18 protein-coding genes and 1 riboswitch are annotated in these 21,598 nt (G+C 64.0%); of the genes, 11 read left to right on the top strand and 7 right to left on the bottom strand.

The genetic code is table 11. The annotated features are described in order from the left end of the window. The first annotated feature begins 93 nt into the window (after positions 1–93). Genes FFS13_RS08290 through FFS13_RS08270 form a run of 5 tightly spaced genes read left to right on the top strand, consistent with a single transcriptional unit; the run spans position 94 to position 5,829 of the window. Positions 94–1,824 (top strand): carbamoyltransferase, encoded by a 1,731-nt coding sequence (locus tag FFS13_RS08290; protein WP_137818627.1) that lies wholly within the window; start codon positions 94–96, stop codon positions 1,822–1,824. Between the two features lie 7 nt (positions 1,825–1,831). Continuing rightward, complete coding sequence (locus FFS13_RS08285; protein ID WP_137818626.1) at positions 1,832–2,896, top strand: glycosyltransferase family 9 protein; 1,065 nt, start codon at positions 1,832–1,834, stop codon at positions 2,894–2,896. Beyond that, entirely contained in the window at positions 2,896–3,825 is a 930-nt protein-coding gene (locus FFS13_RS08280; RefSeq protein ID WP_137818625.1) for a glycosyltransferase family A protein, read from the top strand. Before FFS13_RS08285 ends, FFS13_RS08280 begins: the two co-directional genes overlap by 1 nt. Continuing rightward, a complete protein-coding gene (locus FFS13_RS08275; RefSeq protein WP_137818624.1) occupies positions 3,822–4,967 on the top strand; it encodes a glycosyltransferase in 1,146 nt (381 codons plus the stop codon). Before FFS13_RS08280 ends, FFS13_RS08275 begins: the two co-directional genes overlap by 4 nt. A 1-nt stretch (position 4,968) precedes the next feature. Further along, positions 4,969–5,829, top strand: coding sequence for a glycosyltransferase (locus tag FFS13_RS08270; protein ID WP_137818623.1), 861 nt, complete (start codon positions 4,969–4,971; stop codon positions 5,827–5,829). 6 nt (positions 5,830–5,835) lie between these two features. Here FFS13_RS08270 and FFS13_RS19730 read toward each other — a convergent pair whose 3' ends face one another. Both FFS13_RS19730 and FFS13_RS19725 read right to left on the bottom strand, forming a co-directional pair. Beyond that, complete coding sequence (locus FFS13_RS19730; RefSeq protein ID WP_171006447.1) at positions 5,836–6,510, bottom strand: lipopolysaccharide kinase InaA family protein; 675 nt, start codon at positions 6,508–6,510, stop codon at positions 5,836–5,838. Continuing rightward, complete coding sequence (locus FFS13_RS19725) at positions 6,507–7,673, bottom strand: O-antigen ligase (protein ID WP_171006446.1); 1,167 nt, start codon at positions 7,671–7,673, stop codon at positions 6,507–6,509. The genes FFS13_RS19730 and FFS13_RS19725 overlap by 4 nt, the downstream gene beginning before the upstream one ends. A gap of 136 nt (positions 7,674–7,809) precedes the next feature. Between FFS13_RS19725 and msbA the strand changes: the two genes are divergently transcribed. From msbA to FFS13_RS08245, 4 genes are all read left to right on the top strand, one after another. Beyond that, positions 7,810–9,618: a lipid A export permease/ATP-binding protein MsbA gene (msbA, locus tag FFS13_RS08260; RefSeq protein WP_171006453.1), complete on the top strand. Its 1,809-nt coding sequence runs from the start codon at positions 7,810–7,812 to the stop codon at positions 9,616–9,618. 39 nt (positions 9,619–9,657) lie between these two features. Then, positions 9,658–11,082 (top strand): bifunctional D-glycero-beta-D-manno-heptose-7-phosphate kinase/D-glycero-beta-D-manno-heptose 1-phosphate adenylyltransferase HldE, encoded by a 1,425-nt coding sequence (gene hldE / locus FFS13_RS08255; RefSeq protein WP_137818621.1) that lies wholly within the window; start codon positions 9,658–9,660, stop codon positions 11,080–11,082. Positions 11,083–11,333: 251 nt separating this feature from the next. Then, positions 11,334–12,623 (top strand): acyl-CoA dehydrogenase family protein, encoded by a 1,290-nt coding sequence (locus tag FFS13_RS08250; protein ID WP_137818620.1) that lies wholly within the window; start codon positions 11,334–11,336, stop codon positions 12,621–12,623. A gap of 13 nt (positions 12,624–12,636) precedes the next feature. Then, the gene (locus FFS13_RS08245) at positions 12,637–13,845 is read left to right on the top strand and encodes an acyl-CoA dehydrogenase family protein (RefSeq protein ID WP_137818619.1); all 1,209 of its coding nucleotides are present in this window, start codon (positions 12,637–12,639) and stop codon (positions 13,843–13,845) included. 9 nt (positions 13,846–13,854) lie between these two features. Here the strand turns inward: FFS13_RS08245 and FFS13_RS08240 are convergent, their stop codons facing one another. The 4 genes from FFS13_RS08240 to FFS13_RS08225 form a co-directional block, all read right to left on the bottom strand. After that, positions 13,855–14,793 (bottom strand): metal ABC transporter ATPase, encoded by a 939-nt coding sequence (locus FFS13_RS08240; RefSeq protein ID WP_137818618.1) that lies wholly within the window; start codon positions 14,791–14,793, stop codon positions 13,855–13,857. Between the two features lie 34 nt (positions 14,794–14,827). Beyond that, a complete protein-coding gene (locus FFS13_RS08235; RefSeq protein ID WP_137818617.1) occupies positions 14,828–15,637 on the bottom strand; it encodes an aldo/keto reductase in 810 nt (269 codons plus the stop codon). Beyond that, positions 15,634–16,809, bottom strand: coding sequence for an FAD-dependent oxidoreductase (locus FFS13_RS08230; protein ID WP_137818616.1), 1,176 nt, complete (start codon positions 16,807–16,809; stop codon positions 15,634–15,636). Before FFS13_RS08230 ends, FFS13_RS08235 begins: the two co-directional genes overlap by 4 nt. Positions 16,810–16,935: 126 nt before the next feature. Further along, positions 16,936–17,268: a multidrug efflux SMR transporter gene (locus FFS13_RS08225; protein ID WP_137818615.1), complete on the bottom strand. Its 333-nt coding sequence runs from the start codon at positions 17,266–17,268 to the stop codon at positions 16,936–16,938. 95 nt (positions 17,269–17,363) lie between these two features. Here FFS13_RS08225 and FFS13_RS08220 point away from each other — a divergent pair, with 95 nt between their 5' ends. Then, entirely contained in the window at positions 17,364–18,248 is an 885-nt protein-coding gene (locus FFS13_RS08220; RefSeq protein ID WP_137818614.1) for a LysR family transcriptional regulator, read from the top strand. 69 nt (positions 18,249–18,317) lie between these two features. Then, positions 18,318–19,601: a lipid IV(A) 3-deoxy-D-manno-octulosonic acid transferase gene (gene waaA, locus FFS13_RS08215; RefSeq protein ID WP_137818613.1), complete on the top strand. Its 1,284-nt coding sequence runs from the start codon at positions 18,318–18,320 to the stop codon at positions 19,599–19,601. Between the two features lie 127 nt (positions 19,602–19,728). On the opposite strand, the gene FFS13_RS08210 is transcribed toward waaA, so the two are convergent. Next, positions 19,729–21,171 (bottom strand): TolC family outer membrane protein, encoded by a 1,443-nt coding sequence (locus FFS13_RS08210; RefSeq protein WP_137818612.1) that lies wholly within the window; start codon positions 21,169–21,171, stop codon positions 19,729–19,731. A 242-nt stretch (positions 21,172–21,413) separates the two neighbouring features. Further along, positions 21,414–21,520: riboswitch (TPP riboswitch) on the top strand. Positions 21,521–21,598: the final 78 nt, after the last annotated feature.

The following is a 21,598-nucleotide window of genomic DNA, read 5'->3' as shown; positions in this document are numbered from 1 at the left end:
GCAAGAGCCCGCTCCGGGCTGCGTATATAAACGACTGCTGTCGCTGCACGCGTTCTGCTGCAAGTAGACAGCTGCTTTAAAGAGGCTTTTTCTGTGGCACTGACGATTCTCGGCCTTTCCGGCGCTCTCAGCCATGATCCTTCCGCCGCCCTGTACATCGACGGCAAGCTGATCGCGGCCGTCGAAGAAGAGCGCTTCGTGCGCGACAAGCACGCGAAGAACCGCATGCCCTACGAGTCGGCCAAGTTCTGCCTGGAACAGGCCGGGATCAAGCCGAGCGATGTCGATGTCGTGGCCATCCCGTTCGCGCCGATCAGCATCTTCGAGAAGGCCCGCTGGCAGTACGCCAAGCGCTACTGGTACGCGCCGGATCGCGCCCTCGACGCGATCCTGATGGGCAATCGGCGCTACAAGCGCTACTACAAGCACATCCAGTGGTGCCTGCAGCAGCTCGGTTTCGACCTGAAGAAGATCAAGATCGAGCCGGTCGAGCACCACCTGGCCCACGCCGCCAGCGCCTACCACTGCTCCGGTTTCAGCGAGAAGACCGCGATCATGGGCATCGACGGCAAGGGTGAGTACGCCACCACCTTCTTCGGCTACGGTGAGAACGGCAAGATCCACAAGATCAAGGAATTCTACGACCCGGACTCGCTCGGCGGTCTGTACGGCGCGATCACCGAATTCCTCGGCTTCGAGATGCTCGACGGCGAGTTCAAGGTGATGGGCATGGCCCCTTACGGCGATGCCAGCAAGTACGATTTCTCCCGGTTGGCCACGTTCGAGAACGGCGAGCTGATCATCAACACCGAGTACGCCAACGTCATCGGCCTGCGCCGCTATAAAGAAAACGGCAAGGGCTTCTACTTCTCCAAGAAGCTGATCGAGTGGCTGGGGCCCAAGCGTCAGGGCGACATCGCCGACGACCCCTACATCCACTACGCCGCCAGCATGCAGGCGCTGTTCGAGACGCTGGCGCTGCAGATGATGGAGCACTACCTGGGCGACATCATCCGCGAGACCGGCAAGATCGCCTTCGCCGGCGGCTGTGCGCTGAACGTCAAGCTCAACCAGAAGATCATCGCCAGGGACGATGTTAAAGAGCTGTTTGTCCAGCCCGCGTCCGGCGATGCCGGCACCGCAGTCGGCGCTGCCGCCTACATCTCGCACCAGCGCGGCGTGCCGGTGGAGAAGATGGAGCACGTCTACCTCGGCCCGTCCTATTCCAACGAAGAAGTGATCGCCGCCTGCGCCCGCCACCCGAGCAAACCGGTGTTCAACCGTATCGACAATATGCCGCAGCGCATCGCCGAGATCATGGTCGCCGGCAACCCGGTGGCCTGGTTCCAGGGCCGCATGGAGTTCGGCCCGCGTGCGCTCGGTGGCCGTTCGATCATCGGTTGCCCGAGCATCCCCGGGGTGGCCAACCGGATCAACGAGCAGATCAAGTTCCGTGAGCGCTGGCGGCCATTCTGCCCGTCGATGCTCGACACCGTCGGCCCGCAGATGCTCAAGGTCGATCACCCGAGCCCGTTTATGACCTTCACCTTCGAAGTCAATGAGGAGTGGAAGAGCCGCGTCAGCGAAGTGGTGCACGAGGACGGCACCTCGCGGGCCCAGGTGCTCAAGCGCGAGTACAACCCGCGCTACTACGACATGATGCTCGAACTGGAGAAACTGACCGGCAACGGCGTGTCGCTGAACACCTCGCTGAACCGCCGCGGTGAGCCGATGATCTGCTCGCCAACCGACGCGCTGAACATGTTCTTCGGCTCGGACCTGCAGTATCTGATCATGGAAGACATCCTGGTGGTTAAGGAGTAGGGCCGGTATGACTGTCGGAGCGAATGAGGGCGCATTGCCGGCGATCGTGGGGTCGCCGATTAGCAAGGCCGACTGTCATATCGGTGTCGTGCCGTCTCTGGGCCTGGGCGATAGCCTGATCTACCTGATAGTCGCGAATAACCTGGCGCGCGCCGGATATAGAGTCACGCTGCTGAGCAATCATCTGGCGCATTTAGCGGGCTGGTTGCCGAGTATTCGAGTCCTGCCTTTTCCCGCGCCCGAGCAGACGCAGGCTCTTTGTGAGGCCTATGATCTAGTGCTTTCGGACTGCGGCAGCATAGTCACCAGTCTCAAGCAAGATCCGGCCTGGTTAGCTCAGCGCTGTGTCTTCGTCGGCACTCTGCGGGTCAAACAGGACTATATACAGGATCACGGCGAGCGCTTATCCGCCCGCCTGGGGGCTGACAAGGCGAGCCTGATGCGGGCGCTGGCCGCCTGCGCCGGCCCCATTCGTACCATCAATGACGACAGCGTCACTATGGTCGAGCAAGCAGTCGAGTTTTGCCGAACCAAGTTGGCCATCCAGAATGCCTCGCCGGAGGTCGGCTTCGCGGTGCCCGGCGAATTTGTCGCGCGACGGCACCAGCGTCGCGTCATGTTGCATCCGGTCTCATACAATGCGAAGAAGAACTGGCCCTATGGAAAGTACCTACGCCTGGCCCGTCGCCTGAGGCAGCAGGGGTTCGACCCGCAGTTCGTGTTGTCGCCGAAGGAAAGGGCGGAGTGGGCGCCGCGCTTCGAGGCGGAATTCGCCGTTCCGCAATTCGCCGATACCCAGGAGTTGGCCGCCTATCTCTATGAGTCGGGCTATGTGATCGGCAATGACTCCGGGGTTGGGCATTTGGCCTCGGCCCTGGGGGTGCCGGTGCTGACCATCTATCGCAAACGGCGGGATGGCTTCTGCTGGCGACCGGGCTGGGGCCGCAACGAAGTCGTGCGGCCGAGCATCTCATTGGGTGCAATCAAGCACGCCTGGATGGCCTTTCTCAGCGTGTCACGCGCGCAGAGGGCCTTTAAGCGGCTGGTTGCCAAGCTCGAGGTAGTTGTCTGATGGGCGCTACTCGCGATGCCACCGATCCTCTTATTTCAATCGTCATCCCCGCCTACAACTATGCGAGCGTGCTGTCGCGCGCGGTCGAATCGGTGCTGGTGCAGGCCTGCGAGGATGTCGAGTTGCTGGTCGTCGACGATGGCTCGACCGATGGCACGCGGCTGGTCCTGGAGCGACTCCTGGGGCTTTATCCGGGGCGTTTCAGGGCCATCCACAAGGCCAATGGAGGCGCATCTTCGGCGCGTAATGTCGGTATCCGCGAGTCGGCTGGCGACTATCTGGTCTTTCTCGATGCCGACGATGAGTTGGCAGCCGGCGCTCTGCTGGCCTTGGGGGCGCATCTGGCGGCGCAGCCGCAGACGCGTCTGGTGATCGGCGGGCATGTCGGTGTTTGGCCCGACGGCAAGCGTCGTGAGCACTTGCCCCGAGCACTGCCGGAGGCGCCGCTGGAGCGGCTGCGGGCTTATCTGCTGGGCAAGCGCCTCGCGCTCTCCAACGGCGCCTGCGCCATGCATCGCGAGGTCTTCAGCCGCGGTGACTACCCGGAGACTTTCCGCAGCGCCGAGGATATTCCGGTGTTCGCCCAGGCACTGGCCAATTACCCGTGCACTGTGCTGGAGCAGCCTCTGGCGCTGGTCCACAAGCATGATGACAGCCTGCGCCACCAGTTCAGCCATGCCAAGGCAGGCGGCCTGGCATTGGTCGATGAAGTGTTTTCCCCGCAGCGGCTGGGCGCCCAGTTCCAGGTGTTGAAGTCCGAGTTCTATGTGCAGCGCAGCCTGTCGCTGTTCCGCAGCGCCTATCTAGCCGGTGATGCTGCTGCCGCCAAGGAATACTTCCGCGCCGCGTTCAAGCGGGATTGGCGAGTGCTGTTCAAGGGCTCCTATGCGCGCAAAGCCCTGCGCCTGTGGTTAGGGGGGCGTCTATGAGTCGCCGTATCAAGGTCCTGCAACTGCAGAACTACTACAACGTCAACGCCTCTGACCTGGCGGAGCAGATCATCCAGGCCCTGCCTGCTGATCAATATGAAGTCACTACGGCATTTCTGCGTGGCCGCCCTGGTGCCGGGGAACCCGTGAGCAAAGCTGAACACTCGCTTTACTTCGGTTTCAGCAAGAAGGCGGTCAGCGGTTTGCGCCTGCTGGCCCTCTGGCGGCTCTACCGGCATTGCCGGGCCGAGGGCTATGACGCGGTCATCGCCCATCGTTTCAAACCCGTCAACATGATCATGTTGCTCAACCGCTGGCTGCGGATTAAAGCCTGTATCGGCGTTGCCCATGGCTTTGGTGAATATGACCGCCCCTATCGTCGCTGGGAGGCTCGTCGTCTGCTGAGCCCTGCCTGGCGACTTGTCGGGGTCTCGCGGGCAGTGCGTGATTATCTGATTCGCTCAGGGGCGGGATTCACCCTGGCCAACACCAAGCAGATCAACAACGCCATCGATATCGCCAGGGCCGAAGGCCTTCAGTATGCTCGGGATAAGGCGCGTGAACTGCTGGGTCTGCCGGGGGAGTCATTCATTTTCGGGGCCATCGGCCGGCTGGTGCCGGTCAAAGGGCATATCCACCTGCTGCGGGCATTCGCCGAAGTGAAGGAGGCGAACCCGAGGGCACTGCTGGTGATCATCGGCGAAGGTCGTGCGCGCCCGGAGCTCGAGGCTGCGATAGCCGAACTCGGCTTGCAGGGGCGAGCCCTGCTGTTGGGGGCAAGGGATGACGCCCTGCAGTACGTGCGCGCCTTCGATGCCTTCGTCATGCCCTCGCTGAGCGAAGGCCTGCCCTTGGCGCTGCTGGAGGGCATGAGTGGCCATCTGCCGGTGATCGGTTCGGATATCGACAGTCTGAAGTCGATTCTCGAAGATTGTGGCGGCCGGGTCTTTCCTGTCGGGCAATTCAAGGTGCTGGCCGAGAGGTTACGCGAGACTCTCGCCATGAGCCCAGAAGCCCGTGCCGCAGAAGGGGCGCGTTGCTACGCCTACCTCTGCAGTGCCCACGCCATTCAGGATTTCCGCCGGCAATACCGTGAACTGCTGGTCGAGATGCTTGCTGGCGAGGTTTCCAAGAATGCCTGAGATGAACGATCGTCCCTTGGTCAGTGTGATCATTTCCTCGTACAACCATGCCGCCTATATCGAAGCCAGTATCAACAGTGTCCTGGCTCAGACCTATCCCAATATCGAGCTGCTGGTCGTTGATGATGGGTCGAGTGACGACAGCGTCGAGCGCATCCGGGCTTTGCAGGCGCGGCATGGTTTCGACTTCCGGGCCCAGGCCAACCAGGGGCTCGCGCGGACTCTGAATGACTGTGTCGCGCGCTCACGCGGGAGCCTGATAGCGCCCTTCGGCTCCGACGACATCATGCTGCCCGAGCGGATCGCTACCCAAGTGACCCATATGCAGGGCAAGCCTGAGGTCGGCATCTGTGCTGGCAATATCCAGCACATCGATGCCGAGGGGAATGCCCTGGCCAAGCGCGACCGGGAGCGGCCGTTCCGGCGCCTGAACTTCGAGGATGTGTTCAATTCCGATAAGGCCGGTGCTCCTGCGCCGACCTTGTTGTTCCGGCGCGAAGCGCTGGAAGAGGTCGGCGGGTTCGATCCGAGCATCCGCCTGGAGGATCTGTTGGTCGAGTTGAAGATCACCCGCGCCGGCTACTTCATCGATGTGTTGCCCGAGGTCTTGGCGAAATACCGTGTGCACGGCGCGAACACCTACAAGAATCGGCGTTTCATGATCGAAACCGTGCTCAGCACCTATGCGCGGTTCGACGATCACCCGGCCTATCCCCAGGTCTGCGCGCGCTTCATCAACTCGATGCTGCTCAAGTGCGCTCGCGATGATAAGGCGCTCGTGCGCGAACTCCTTGGGCAACTGCCGATGCGTTACTGGAACGGTAAGACGCTGCGGGCCTTGGGGCGGTTGTTGTTTGGCTAGGCGCGCCTAACTGGCAGGGGCAGTGAGGGGGTGGATTCGCTGCAGGTTACGGGCGAACTGGATGGCCGCGGTGTTGCCGCAACTCTGTGCATATCCCCGGATCCAGGCCTGGCGGTGCTGTCTGGTAAGCCAGGCAATGTCTTCCTGGTAGCGGAGGATGTGCTGGAAGTTGCGGCGACGCTTCCAGGAAGCCAGCGGGCGATTCTCGATTTTCATGTCTGACAGATCGATCAGGCCAAAGTCTCCCTCGGGTAGCCGCAGCACATTCCCCAAATGCAGCGAGCGAAAATACACGCCCAGTTGGTGCAGTCTCCCGAGAAAGGTGCCAAAGCGTTGGACCTCGGCTTCCCGTGCTTCATCTGTCAGGTCCCTCCAGCGATTGCGCAGGGTTTCCCCTGGCAGTGGCCGGTAGCGCACGCCGTTCAGCCGGCGGCCTGGGATCAGCAGGAGCTCCTCAATGGCCGGGGCCGCTATACCGAGCTGCTGCAGCTGCTCGGCGTTTCTGGCGAAGCGGCGCGCGGGTGGTGACCAAAGGGCCGACGACAGCAGGCGCTTGCGTCGATACAGCTTGAGGAAGTCGCCGCCCTGCAGGCGGGCCACCTTCAGCCCCAGGCCATCCTCCTCGATGGTCTGGGCACCCTCCAGAAGGGTTTCGAGTTCCGCTACGCTCAGGGTTTTCATGGCTTGCTCTGCAGGCGCTGACTGATGGACAGGGCGGCTACCAGGGAAAGTGGTATCCAGATGATGAACCAGTTTTCGTTGGGCCTGGAGAGGAAGCTGCTGCCTTCGGTCAGTCCTGCGGACAGGCCGTAGACAACCAGGGCCGAGGCCAGCTGAAACTTGCTGTCGTACCTCAGTTGCAGGCAGCGTAGAAAGGCCAGGCTATACATCAGCAGCCACAGAACCAGGCCTACCAGGCCGAGTTCGAGGAGGACGGCTAGCTCGACGTTGTGCGGGTCGCTTAGGACTTCTATGACTCCTCCCACCTCGAACGTAAACTTGCTGTCGTACCCATGCCCGAACCAAAGGTGGTCGCCGGCCTGGCGAATGGCTTCGCTCCAGAGCTGGGGGCGGGAGGAGGCGCCGCGTTGCAGCAAGGCCTCGGGCATCAATACGATGCCGATGCCGGTGACAAGCACCAGCGCCGCGACCAGATAAAGCGCGCGCCGCCCCGTCATGACCAGCATCCAGACGCTGGTCAAGCCCAGCGCCAGCAGCGGGGTCCGCGATCCGGTGGCCAGCAGGGCCGCCAGGAGGGGCAGTGAGAGCAGCACGGGCAGCCACTCATGGCGTTCGCTGCGGGTCAGCCAGGCGGCGATCCAGTAGGCGCAGAAAAAACCGAATACATGGGAGGTGAGCAGGGGGTTGCGCAACCCGCCGGTACCGATCATGCGCCCCTCTGCCGGGGGGGTGGCGAAGTAGAGAGCCAGATTGACCAGGGAGGCCAGAGCCGCCAGTGCGGCGCCGATGCGCAATGCCTTGAGCAGCAGTTGCTCGTCCTTGCAGGCGATCAATGCGCAGGCCGCGAACATCATGAAAACGTACAGAGGGCGTTTGGCCAGCCCGATAAGGTCGTTATCTGTCCGAGTCCAGGTGAGGCTCAGCAGCAGCCAGGCCGAGAAGGCCAGAAAGGTCAGCACCATGGGTTCGCGGAGGATCATGGCCAGGTTGCGCGGCGCGATGATCAGACCGATAAGCGCAGGTGTGGCCATCAGGCCGTAGTAGAGCTTGGTATACAGACTGCCGGTGGCGACCCAGAACAGCCCCGTCAGGAGCACCAGGTAACCAAGCACCAGCCAGCGAGGAGCTATGAAGTTATCCAGAAACGATTGAGCGGAGCTCATCGGGGATTGCGATATCTGCACTTGAACAGCCGTGATCGGTTCATGAGGCCTGCCATCTTAATGCATCCGCCGGGAAGAGGCAGCCGCCGCTGTGCTAAGCTCGGTGACCTTTTTGGCACAGTCGAAGCGTGAACGCATGACCGACCAGCACCCAAGTGCTTCCCAGACCTCAAGCCTGAAGATCTACCTCCGCCTGCTGGGTTATGTCAGGCCCTATGCCGGCATGTTCCTGATTAGCATCCTTGGCTACATCATCTTTGCCTCGACCCAACCGATGCTGGCGGGAATCCTCAAGTACTTCGTCGATGGCTTGTCTAATCCCAGTGCGGTGCTGTTCCCGAATGTGCCGGTATTACGCGATTTGCAGATGTTGCAGATGGTGCCGCTGCTCATCGTGTTGATCGCGGCCTGGCAAGGGATAGGTTCCTATCTGGGCAACTACTTCCTGGCCAAAGTCTCGCTCGGCCTGGTACACGATCTGCGCATCGCACTGTTCAACAGCCTGCTGGTGCTGCCCAACCGCTATTTCGACAATCACAATTCCGGGCATCTGATTTCCCGCATCACCTTCAACGTCACCATGGTGACCGGTGCCGCAACCGATGCGATCAAAGTGGTGATTCGCGAGGGACTGACAGTCGTTTTCCTGTTCGCTTACCTGCTATGGATGAACTGGAAACTGACCCTGGTAATGCTGGCCATTCTGCCGTTGATTGCGCTGATGGTGGGTAGCGCCAGCAAGAAGTTTCGTAAGCAAAGCAAGAAGATCCAGGTGGCCATGGGCGACGTCACCCATGTCGCTTCTGAAACCATCCAGGGCTACCGGGTGGTGCGCAGCTTCGGTGGCGAGCCCTATGAGTCCAAGCGTTTTACTGTAGCCAGTGAAGATAATACTGAAAAGCAATTGCGCATGACCAAAACCGGCGCGGTCTATACGCCCATGCTGCAGTTGGTGATTTACAGCGCCATGGCGGTGTTGATGTTCCTGGTGCTGTTCTTGCGTGGCGATGCTACGGCGGGCGATCTGGTGGCTTACATCACGGCTGCCGGTCTGTTGCCCAAGCCGATCCGTCAGCTGTCCGAAGTCAGCTCGACCATCCAGAAAGGTCTGGCGGGCGCCGAAAGCATCTTCGAGCAACTCGACGAAGCCCCCGAAGTCGATCATGGCAGTGTCGAGCGTGAGCGGGTCAGCGGGCACCTGGAGGTGCGCAACCTGAGCTTCCAGTACCCGGGCAGTGAGAAGCCGGTGCTCAATGACATCAGTTTCAGCGCCGAACCCGGGCAGATGATCGCCCTGGTCGGTCGCTCCGGCAGCGGCAAGTCGACCCTGGCCAACCTGATTCCGCGCTTCTATCACCATGAGCACGGGCAAATTCTGCTCGACGGTGTCGACGTCGAGGACTACAAGCTGCGCAACCTGCGCCGGCATATCGCCCTGGTCACCCAGCAAGTCACCCTGTTCAACGACAGCGTGGCCAACAACATCGCTTACGGTGATCTGGCCGGCGCGCCGCGCGCGGATATCGAAAGGGCCGCCGAGGCGGCCTACGCCAAGGAGTTCATCGACAAGTTGCCGCTCGGCCTGGATACCCAGGTCGGCGAGAATGGCGTGCTGCTTTCCGGCGGGCAGCGCCAGCGTCTGGCGATTGCCCGGGCCTTGTTGAAAGATGCGCCGATCCTGGTGCTGGATGAGGCGACTTCGGCCCTGGACACCGAGTCCGAGCGGCATATCCAGGCCGCCTTGGATCGGGTGATGACGGGGCGTACCACGCTGGTTATCGCGCACCGCTTGTCGACCATCGAAAAAGCCGACCTGATTCTGGTGATGGATCAGGGGCAGATCGTCGAGCGTGGCACCCATGCCGCGCTGCTGGCGCAGAACGGTTTCTATGCGCGCTTGCATGCGATGGGCCTGGATGAAGGCGCGCCGGTAGGTATCGCCTGATAGACTACGTGCCCGCCACTTGAGGCCCCCGGAGATCCCATGAAGCTGTCCATGCCCCGTTTCGATCAGGCCGCTGTTTTAGTGGTCGGTGATGTCATGCTCGACCGTTATTGGCATGGTGGTACCTCGCGGATCTCCCCGGAGGCGCCGGTGCCGGTGGTCAAGGTCGAGCAGATCGAGGATAGGCCGGGCGGTGCCGCCAACGTCGCGCTGAACATCGCCGCGCTCGGTGCGCCGGCGCGCCTGGTCGGTGTGACGGGGCAGGACGAAGCGGCCGACAGCCTGACCGAGCGGCTGACTGCCGCCGGGGTGGATGCGCACTTTCAGCGCATCGCCACGCAGCCGACCATCGTCAAGCTGCGGGTCATGAGTCGCCATCAGCAGCTGTTGCGCATGGATTTCGAAGAGCCGTTCGCCACCGACGCCGCCGCCCTGACGGCCTCGGTCGAAAGCCTGCTGGCCGGGGTCAAGGTGCTGGTGCTGTCGGACTACGGCAAAGGCGCACTGCAGAACCATCAGGTGTTGATCCAGGCCGCCCGTACTCGCGGCATTCCGGTGCTGGCCGATCCCAAGGGCAAGGACTTCGCCATCTACCGTGGCGCCAGCCTGATTACCCCCAACCTGAACGAATTCGAGACCATAGTCGGCGGCTGCGCCGATGAGGCCGAGCTGGTGGCCAAAGGCGCCGAACTGATGCGCGAGCTGGAGCTCGGCGCGTTGCTGGTGACCCGTGGCGAGCATGGCATGACCCTGCTGCGCCCTGGGCATCCGGCGCTGCATCTGCCGGCGCGGGCGCGGGAAGTGTTCGATGTCACCGGCGCGGGCGATACGGTGATTTCCACCCTGGCGGCGTCCATTGCCGCCGGCGAAGAGCTGCCGCAGGCGGTGGCCCTGGCCAACCTGGCCGCCGGCATAGTGGTCGGTAAGCTCGGCACGGCGGCCATCAGCGCCCCCGAACTGCGTCGGGCGGTGCAGCGCGAGCAGGGTTCCGAGCGCGGCGTACTGAGCCTCGAGCAACTGCTGACCAGCATCGAGGATGCCCGCGCCCACGGCGAGAAAATCGTCTTCACCAATGGCTGCTTCGACATTCTGCATGCCGGCCATGTGACCTATCTGGAGCAGGCCCGGGCCCAGGGCGACCGGCTGGTGCTGGCGATCAACGATGATGCTTCGGTAGCCCGGCTGAAAGGCCCGGGCCGGCCGATCAACAGCGTTGACCGGCGCATGGCCGTGCTCGCCGGGCTGGGCGCGGTGGACTGGGTGGTGAGCTTCGGTGAAGACACCCCCGAGCGGTTGCTCGGCCTGCTCAAGCCGGACGTGCTGGTCAAGGGTGGCGACTATGGCATCGACCAGGTGGTCGGCGCCGAGATAGTCCGGGCCTACGGCGGCACGGTCAAGGTGCTGGGCCTGGTGGAAAACAGCTCGACCACGGCCATAGTCAACAAGATCCGCGAGCGCTCCTGAACTCAAATCGGATAATGCCGGTCGGCTAAACACCAACATGGTCTGATAGAACAACGCCTCGTGGACTCGTTCCCCGAGGCGTTGTCGTTTGTGGCCGATAGTGCGCTGCGGGTGGCTCGCGCTGGCCGGACGCGGCAGTTGTGACGCCGGTAACGACTGGCTGACCTGCCAGTCGCTGGCGGCGGGGCGGTCATAGTCGCTGGTAGTTCCCGCGCGCATGCTCCGGGCATCTTCATTCGCTGTGGAACAAGATGCCCATGAATGCCGATGTACAAGGCCGCGCCCTGGCCCTATTGAGCCGTCTGGCCCAGGCCGATTGGCCGGATCGCCTGAAGCTGCGCAAACCCTTCGAAAAGCTGATCTACAGCGGTACTCGCGCCAGCTTCCGCCTGGCCGCCGAGCGCGCGCTGAAGCACAGTCGCGGCCCGCGCAAGGTCGATCCGGATGCGCTGTTCGACCTGTCGTTGTCCGCCGAGCAGCAGATGCTGGTGGCGATGCTGGAAAGTTTCGCCAGCGAAGTGCTGCGCCCGGCGGCCCATGAGGCCGACGCCAATGCGGCGCTGCCCGCCGAGTTGCTCAAGCAGGCGCAGGAGTTGGGCCTGAGCCACTATGGCGTTGGCGAAGTGCATGGTGGCATGGCCGGTGAGCGCACCACGGTCAGCAACGCACTGATCGCCGAGGCGCTGGCCAAGGGCGACCTGTCCCTGGCGGCGGCTCTGCTGGTGCCGCTCTCCGCAGCTAACTGTATTCGCCGCTGGGGTTCGTCCGAGCAGCAGGCGCGCTGGTTGCCGGCGTTCGTCGGTGAGGATTCGGCGCCGCTCATGGCGCTTGCGGTGAATGAGCCGACAGTGCTGTTCGACCCGCTGCAGCTGAGCACGCGGGCCAAGCGCAAGGGCAGACACTATCGCCTGTCCGGGGAGAAGTGCCTGGTGCTGCGCGGGCTGGATGCCAGCCAGTTGATAGTCGCGGCGCAGGCCGAGGACGGCCCCGCCTTGTTCATTGTCGAAGCCGGCGCCAAGGGGCTTGAGCGGCATCCGGAGCCGGCCATGGGGCTGAAGGCTGGCGCGACCGCACGGCTCAAGTTGAAGAACGTCAAAGTCGCGGTCGAGCAGCGGCTGGCGGCGGAGCATTTCGATTACCAGAGCTTCCTCGACCACGCCGCGCTGGCCTGGTGTGCGTTGGCCGTAGGTACGGCGCAGACGGCCCTGGATTATGTGGTCGGCTACTGCAACGAGCGGCTGGCCTTCGGTGAGCCGATCAGCCACCGCCAGGGTGTGGCCTTTATGGTCGCGGATATCGCCGTCGAACTGGACGCCATGCGGCTGATGGTCTGGCGCGCCTGTGCCCGCTCCGAGCAGGGTCTGCCATTCCATCGCGAGGCGTACCTGGCGCGGTTGCTGTGCGCCGAGAAGGCGATGAAGATCGGTACCGATGCCGTGCAGCTGCTCGGCGGCCACGGTTTTACCCAAGAGCATCCAGCCGAACGCTGGTACCGGGATCTGCGCGCCGTGGCCGTCATGGCCGGCGGCCTACAGCTTTAAGGGGACGATACGGATGAACCTGGAAACCCCGAAGAAACTCACCGGTCTGGTCAAGCAGGCGCACCAGGTGGCGGCCAATTATTTTCGGCCGATCTCGCGCAAGTATGACAAGGCCGAGCATGCCTACCCGAAAGAGCTGGATCTGCTCGCGGCGCTGCTCGATGGCATGAACGCCGGCTCGCCGGAAGCCATCGGCGCGACCTCGGCCAGCAAGCGCCGCGCCGCGACGTCGGTGGAAAGCGGGATCAAGAACGGCGGCAACCTGTCGGCCTGCCTGGGCGTGATCGAGTTGTGCTGGGGCGACGTCGGCCTGCTGCTGGCCATGCCTCGGCAGGGGCTGGGCAATGCGGCGATCGCGGCGGTGGCCAATGATGAGCAGCTTGAACGCTTCGGCGGAACCTGGGCGGCGATGGCGATCACCGAGCCAGGCTGTGGCTCCGATTCTGCGGCGATCCGCACCACGGCGCGCAAGGATGGCGAGCACTACGTCCTCAACGGCGAGAAGATTTTCGTCACCTCGGGCGAGCGCGCCGATGCGGTGGTGGTCTGGGCGACCCTGGATAAAGGCCTCGGCCGTGCGGCGATCAAGTCCTTCGTGGTCGAGCACGGCACGCCCGGGATGGTGGTGACCCGGCTGGAGAAGAAGCTCGGGATCAAGGCCTCCGACACCGCCTCGATCAGCTTCAGCGACTGCCGGGTGCCGGCCAGCAACTTGCTCGGCAACCCGCAGATCGATGTGCAGAAAGGCTTTGCCGGGGTCATGGAAACCTTCGACAACACCCGCCCGCTGGTGGCGGGGATGGCGATCGGGGTGGCCAAGGCGGCGCTGGATCGCACCCGTGAACTGTTGCAGAAAGTCTGCCGGCTCGACTATGCCAGGCCCTTGCTGGCGGTCAGCCATGCCGAGGCGACCTTGTACCGCCTGGAAGCCGAGTGGGAAGCCGCGCGCCTGCTGACCCTGAAGGCGGCCTGGATGGCCGACAACCAACTGCCCAACTCGAAAGAGGCTTCGATCGCCAAGGCCAAAGCCGGACGGGTGGCCAACGAAGTCACGCTCAAATGCGTGGAGCTGGTGGGCGCCTTGGGTTATGCCGAGGACGAACTGCTGGAGAAGTGGGCACGGGACTCGAAGATCCTCGACATCTTCGAGGGCACCCAGCAGATCCAGTTGTTGATCGTCGCCCGGCGCCTGCTGGGTAAGAACTCCAGCGAGCTCAAATAGCCGCTTCGCTTACCGGCAAGCCGATTTGGCCCCAGCGGCAACCTGCCGCTGGGGCTTTTTTGCGGCCGGCTGAGTGAGATGCTGTTGCGCCAGCCAGTCCTTCCAGCGAATCCGCTCATCGCGTACCAGCCAGCCGTCTTGCGGCGCGAAGCTTTCCGCCAGCCAGATGCCGCGGCTGCTGGCGGGTTGCAGGTTGCCCTGTTTCAGGGTCAGTAGCTCGGCGCAGGGCCGGCCATGCTCCAGCGGGATCAGGTACAGATTCGGGCGGCGGCGATCGAGGCGGGCGACCAGTTGGCCGTTTTCCAGGCGCTCATCGACATGAAACAAACTGAGTCGTTTGGCTTCTTTCGGCAGTTCCAGGCGCAGGTCGTAGACCAGTTGCAGCGAGGCGGTGGGTAGATGGACATAGGCCCGTGGCCGCTCGAGCAAGGTCAGGTTGCCGCAGCGTACCGGCCGGGCGGCGCCGGACAGCGGGCTCAGGCTGAAGCTGATGGCCTCGCGATAGTGCAGGGTGCCTCGATAGGGGGTCGGCAGCCAGGTGTCGCCGAAGCGCCCGCCGAGCCAGCCTTGCGGCGTTTCCAGTAGGCACTCCTCGGCGACTTCCTGAATCGCCGCGAGCAAGGGCAAATTCAGCTCCTGGGCCGGCACGTAACCGGAGATCAACTTCAGCACCACGTCGCCGCGATCCTGGCGCCGCTGCCGCACCAGCACCCAGTAGTCGTGGCCTTGCCAACTGAGGGTCAGGCGCACCGAGACCCCGAGGTTGGCCAGCTCCACGGCAAAACACTCACTACTGGCGATAGCAATCGGCTGGCGGCGTTCGAGCATCTGGCCGAAGTTCAGCGGCCGGCCGAGGCCCTGGTAGCTCAGCCCGGTAGGAGTGGCCTCGACGAGCAGTGCTTGGGTCTGAAAGCTGCTGGGGTCCTTGCGGACGAGGGTGCGCGGCATCTCGGCTCCTTCTTGCGTCGGGGTCGGCCGCAGGCTAGGACAGTTCGCGGATCACGCTGGCGGCGGTCGAAACATTATGGGACAGATGCAGCGGGTTGATGGTGCCGACTATCGCGCTGGTCACCGCGGGGTGGGCGAAGATCAGCTCGAAGCTGGCGCGCACCGGGTCGACGCCCGGCTCCAGGCAGACGTGGCCGCTGGCCAGGGCCTTTTTCAGCAGGATGCCTTTGCCGTGGCTGGCGGCGTAATCCAGCACGGGGCGCTCATGTTGTTCATTGAGGTTGTAGGTGACCATCGCGCAGTCACCCTGCTCCAGCGCCAGCAAACCGCCCTCGACGGTCTTGCCGGAGAGGCCGAAGCCACGGATTTTCCCTTCGCGTTTCAACTCCGCCAGGGTCTGATAAACGCCGCCGTCCCGCAGGATCGCCAGATCGTTGCCATCCGAGTGCACCAGCACCAGGTCGATAACCTCGGTGTGCAGGCGCTTCAGGCTGCGTTCGACAGAGAAACGCGTGTGCGCGGCAGAGAAGTCGAAGCGTGACTGGCCGTTTTCAAACTCTTCGCCGACCTTGCTGACGATCACCCAATCCTCGCGTTGCCCGCGCAGCAGCGGGCCGAGGCGCTCTTCGCTGTTGCCGTAGGCTGGCGCGGTGTCGATCAGGTTGATGCCGAGTTCGCGCGCGAGCTTGAGCAGTTGCCGCGCGGCGGAGTCATCGGGAATGCTGAAGCCGTTGGGGTATTTCACCCCCTGGTCGCGGCCGAGCTTGACCGTGCCGAGGCCGAGCGGCGAGACCAACAGTCCAGTGCTGCCCAGCGGGCGGTGCAGGTCGTGCAAGGTGTTCATGGCAGTAGCGCCTCCCAGACCGCCGGTGCGACGGGCGGGCGCGGCAGGGCCGGCAGCGCAGGGTGCGTGCGGGGTTGGATGCCGTCGCGCGCCAGCGCCGTCAGCACCCGGTCGGCGAAGTCCGGCGCCAGCGCCAGCTTGGTCGGCCAGCCGACCAGTACGTTGTTCTGCTCGGCGAGGAAGGCGTTGTCCGGGCGCACCAGCCCGGATTGTGCCGGCTCGGCGCGGTCGACCCGCAGGGTGGCCCAGCGCGCCTGGCTGAGGTCGACCCAGGGCAGCAGGTTGCCCAACTCTTTTTGCGCGGCGGCGATTTGCCCCGTCTCATCGCGGGCCACGCCGTCGGCTTCGGCCAGGTCGCCGCCGAGATACCAGACCCATTGGCCATCGGCCGCCGGGTGGCTGGTGACGGTGACGCGCGGCTTCGGTCCGCCGCCGAGGCAGTGGGCGTACAGGGGTTTCAGGCTCGGCGCCTTGACCAGCACCATATGCAAGGGACGACGCTGCATGGCCGGTTGCGCCAGGCCGAGGGCACTGAGCAAGGCAGCATTGCCGGCGCCGGCGCTGAGGACGATGCGTTGCGCGCGGATCTCGCGGCCGTCGACCTGCAGGCCGACCAGTTCGCCGTTCTCGTGCAAGGGTTCAAGGCGTTCGGCGGCCAGCAGGCTGTCACCGGCCAGCTCGGCCAGCCGCTCGATCAGGCTCGGAACGTCGAGCACCAGTTCGCTCAAGCGATAGACCTTGCCCTTGAATTGCGGGTGTTGCAGGGCGGGCGGCAGGTCGGCGCCTTTGACCTGGTCGACGCGGGTGCGCACCGCCTTGCTGGCGAAGAAGCTGGTCAGGTTGCCGGCCAGGGTGCCGGGCGACCACAGGTAATGCGCAGCGGAGAGCAGGCGCACGCCGCTCAGATCCACTTCGCCGCCGCCGGCCAGCGCCTCGCGCCAGCGCCGCGGCATGTCGGCGATGGCTTCCGAGGCGCCGGTCAGGGCGCCATGCAGGGCGTATTTGGCGCCGCCATGGATGATCCCTTGCGACTTCACGCTCTGCCCGCCGCCGAGGCTGGCAGTTTCCACCAGCAGGGTGGCGAAGCCTTGACGGCGCAGACGGGCATTCAGCCAGAGGCCGGCGATGCCGCCGCCGACAATCAACACGTCAGTGGAAAGGGCCTGGGACATGGAGCGAACTGCCTTGGTCGGAAAACTGGCGGGCAGTATAACCCGAGGCCGGGGGCTAGCCATGTAGGCTGGGCTTCAGCCCACCGCTCCAAGGTGCGTGGTGGGCCGAAGCCCAGCCTACAAATGCTAGTGCCCGGTGCTGGCGGAGAACAGCTGGATCACCACCACGCCGACGACGATCAGGGCCATGCCGAGTACGGCGGGCAGGTCGAGTTTTTGCCCGTAGATAAACACCGCGGCGATGCTCACCAAGACGATGCCCAGCCCCGCCCAGACGGCGTAGGCCACGCCCACCGGAATCGTGCGCACCACTATCGTCAGCATCCAGAACGCGATGGCATAGCCGGCGATGACCAGCAGCAAGGGCAGCGGTTTGCTCACGCCGTCGATGGCTTTCATCGAGGTGGTCGCCACCACTTCGGCGGCGATGGCAATGCCTAAGTAGAGATAGCCGGACATGGGGAGTGCTCCTGTGGGTTATGGCGGGGATTCTAAACTTTTGGCTGATGGGATAAAGTCATTACCTATCTGCTTTAAAGATGGGTTGAGTGGCTATGCAGTGGAATCTGGATCAGCTCCGTTTGTTTGTCAGCGTCGCCGAGCGGCAGTCGTTCTCCGCCGCGGCGCGCCAACTGAATCGCGCGCAGTCGGCGGTCAGTAGCGCGATTGCGCTACTGGAGGCGGATCTGGGGATGCTGTTGTTCGAGCGCAGCAGCGGCCGCCAACCGCGCTTGACCGAGGCTGGTGTGGCATTGCTCGAGGACGCACGGGAAATTCTGCGGCAGTGCGAGCGGCTCGAAGGTCGCGCGCTGGGCCTGGTGCGCGGCGAAGAGGCGCGCTTGCGGCTGGCACAGGACGAAGCCATGCCTTACCAGCCGGTGCTCGACAGCCTGGAGGCGCTGGCCCGGCAATTCCCGCTGCTGGAGGTGCAACTGGCCAGCGGCGCCCAGGGCGATGTGGCGCGCAAGCTGCTGGAACGGCGTGCCGACCTCGGCCTGCTGTTCCACCATGAGCGCATGCCGGAGGCGTTGGAACGGCAGCGGCTCGGTACCATCGAGATGGTCACCGTTTGTGGCGCAGGTCATCCGCTGGCGGGCTCAAGCTATGCCGATCGCCGCGAACTGGCGCGCCATCGGCAGTTGCTGATGGCGCCGCAAGATAGCCACTACCCCGGCGGTGAACAGATCAGCCCGGCGGTCTGGCGGACCGACAGCTTCTACGCCATGGCCGAACTGCTGATGCGCAACCTCGGCTGGGCCTGGCTACCGCGCCATGTGGTGCAGTACCCGACCTACCAGAATCAACTGGTCGAGTTGCGCAGCGATTGGACGCCGCCGCCCCTGGTGGTGGAGCTGGTCTGTCGTCGGGATGAAGCGCTGGGCCCGGCGGCGCGCTGGCTGGCCGAGTGTTTTGCCGAGCACCTGCAGGCGATTGGTTGAACCGAATGCGCTCGGCCTGCGCGCACTAGAGTCTTCATCTACCCGGCTAACCAAGTAAACTCCGCGACCATGAATCGAAGCCTCTATACCACCCTGTTTCATCTCGGCCTTCCACTGATCGGCTTGCGTCTGGCGTTGCGTGCGCGCAGCGCGCCGGCCTATGCCAAACGCATCGGCGAGCGCTTTGCCTGCAATCTGCCGCCACTCAAAGCGGGCGGGATCTGGGTGCATGCGGTGTCGGTGGGCGAGAGCATTGCCGCCGCGCCGCTGATCCGCGAGCTGCTGCTGCGTTACCCGGACTTGCCGATCACCGTGACCTGCATGACGCCGACCGGCTCCGAGCGTATCTGGGCGCTGTTCGGCGACCGTGTGCAGCATTGCTATCTGCCCTATGACTTGCCGTGGGCGGCCGCGCGTTTCCTCGAGCGGACTCGGCCGAAGCTGGCGGTGATCATGGAAACCGAGTTGTGGCCCAATCACATTCACCAATGCGCGCTGCGCAAGATTCCCGTGGTGTTGGCCAATGCGCGTCTGTCCGAGCGTTCGGCCCGCGGTTATGCACGCTTCGCCGGGCTGACGGCACCGATGCTGGCGCAGATGAGCTGGCTGGCGGTGCAGACCGAAGCCGAGGCCAAGCGCTTCCGGGCGCTGGGCGCGCGCGCGGAGTGCGTGACGGTGACCGGTTCGATCAAGTTCGACCTGAGCATCGACCCCGAACTGTTGCTGCGCGCGGCGGCTTTGCGCGCGGACTGGCAGGCCACTGCGCGGCCGGTGTGGATCGCCGCCAGCACCCATGCCGGCGAAGATGAGCTGGTCCTCGCCGCGCATCGACAGCTGCGCCAGCGTGATCCCGACGCGCTGCTGATCCTGGTGCCGCGCCATCCCGAGCGCTTCGACAGCGTGTTCGAACTGTGTAAAAAATCCGGCATGACCACCGTGCGCCGCTCCAGTGCGGTGGCGCCGACGGCCGAGACGGCCGTGCTGCTGGGCGACAGCATGGGCGAGTTGCTGTTTCTCTATGCCTTGGCCGATGTGGCCCTGGTCGGCGGCAGCCTGGTGCCCAATGGCGGGCATAACCTGCTGGAGCCGGCGGCCCTGGGTAAGCCGGTGCTGGCTGGGCCGCATCTGTTCAACTTCCTCGAGATCGCCGCGCAACTGCGTGAGGCCGGCGCGCTGCTGGAAGTGATGGACGCCGCGCAGCTGGCGCAACAGGTTGCCGCGCTGTGGCACGAGCCGCAGACGGCCGAACGGATGCGCGCTGCTGGGCTGGCGGTGTTGGAGCGTAACCAGGGTGCGCTGGCGCGTCTGCTCGAGGGCTTGGCGCGTCTGCTGGCCAGCGCTGCTGCGCCGTAGGTTGGGCTGAGCTCAGCGAAGCCCTGCAGCGGTAGGGCGTACTCGCGCAGCAGTACGCCATTGCAGGCGGCGGACTGTTCGCTGCGCTCCTGAGTCCGCCCTGCGCCGGCTTGCGCGTGGTGCTAACTCAATATTCCGGGTTGGAGCGCAGGTTGGTTTCGGCGGCTTTGGCCAGGTCCGGCGGCAGGAAGTCCTGGTCCGGGTTGTAATCGGCCTTGAGGAAGCGCGCCAGGGCTTCCAGGTCTGCCGGGCTGAGAGTACCGGCGGCTTGTTTCAGGCGCAGGTTGTCGAGGATGTAGTCGTAACGCGCGTCGTTGTAGTTGCGCACCGAGCTGTAGAGCTGACGCTGGGCGTCGAGCACGTCGACGATGTTCCGCGTACCGACCTGATAGCCAATTTCCGTGGCTTCCAGGGCGCTCTGGTTGGAGATGATCGACTGCTTACGGGCCTGGACGGTTTCCACGTCGCTATTGACGGCGCGGTGCAGGTTGCGGGTGCTCTCGACCACCTGCCGGCGCAGGCTTTCGCGCAGTTGCTCGGCCTGGTTCAGGCGCTGATAGGACTCGCGCACCTGGGAGCTGGTCAGCCCGCCGCTGTAGATCGGGATGTTCAGCTGCAGGCCGATGCTGCGTTGCTCTACGTCGCTGCCGAACCCTGTGGTGCCCGACGCGCTGTTGTTGCTGAAGCCGAGGCTGTCGTTGTCGCCGCGCTGGTATTGCGCGACCGCATCCAGGGTCGGCGCATGGCCGGCCTTGCGCTGGCGCAGGGTCTCTTCGGCGGCATCGACCGCGTAGTTGCTGGCCTGCAGGTTGAGGTTCTGCTGCGCGGCGGTATCGACCCAGGCCTTGGCATCATTCGGCGTCGGCGCCAGCACCGGCAGGGTGTGTTTGATCCCTTCGACGGCGTTGTAGTCGCGGTTGGTCAGGGTGACCAAGGCTTCGAAGGCATCATCCACCGCGCGTTGCGCGAGGATGCGGTTGGCCCGTGCGGTGTCGTAACTGGCCTGGGCTTCGAGGACGTCGGTCTTGTCCGACAGGCCGACATCGAAGCGCTCGTTGGCTTGATCCAGTTGGCGCTTGAAGGCCGCTTCCTCGGCCTTGGTCGAGGCCAGGGTGTCTTGGGCGCGGAGTACGGAGAAGTAGGTTTCGGCGCTCTGCAGAATCAGGTTCTGTTCGGTGGCCGACAGCTCCAGAGCCGCCTGCTCGTTGGTGGCCTCGGCGGCTTGCAGCTGGAACCAGCGATCGGCACGGAAAATCGGCTGGCTCAGGGTGGCTTGATACACAGTGCCGCTGCGGTTGGCCGTGCTGGACGGCTGATCCAGCTGGGTGCGGGTGTCGCTCAGGTCGGCGCCGGCAGACAGGTTCGGCAGCAGGCCGGAGCGGGCTTGCGGTACGACTTCCTTGCGCGCCTGGTAATCGGCCCGGGCGGCGGCCAGATCGGCGTTATTGTTCACGGCCTCCTGGTAGACGCTGACCAGGTCGGTCTTGGCTGACAGGGGGGCTTCCTCTGCCCAGGCCAGTCCGCTGGAAGCGGAGGCCACGGCGAGTGCCAGTGAGAGTCTGCGCAGCATGCTAATCATCCTAATTGTTTGGCCCCTGTTGGAGGGTGATGGGGGCGGTGATAGGCAAGGCTAAGGGGCGCGGTCAAGGGGGTCAAGCGCGCAGATAGCGGCGTGAGTGTAGTTTGCAACAAGCTATGTTGCGCCGCGGGAACAATTGGCTGCACCGTTATCGCGCGTCACTTTCCGACGGGCTGGTCAGGTTTTTTTGACTTGCGGGTTGGTTTTCTCGGCGCGGCTTGATTAGACTGGCCAGGTTCTTGTCGGGGTGCCTTGAGTTGAAGGCTGAGATCGGATAAATCCGGATCCCGTTGAACCTGATCAGGTTAGCGCCTGCGTAGGGAACAAGATTTCTCGTCTCCCCCGGCGAGTCCTCTAGCACCAGCCCTGGTGCGCCAACGCCCCCGCCCGATCAGGCTCGCTCCGACAATCCACGCCC

This window comes from Pseudomonas sp. 2FG, from assembly GCF_005502935.1.
Taxonomy (GTDB): Bacteria; Pseudomonadota; Gammaproteobacteria; order Pseudomonadales; family Pseudomonadaceae; genus Aquipseudomonas.
The sequence above is the reverse complement of the archived record's forward strand: the minus strand, read 5'-3'. Positions and strand labels throughout refer to the sequence as shown.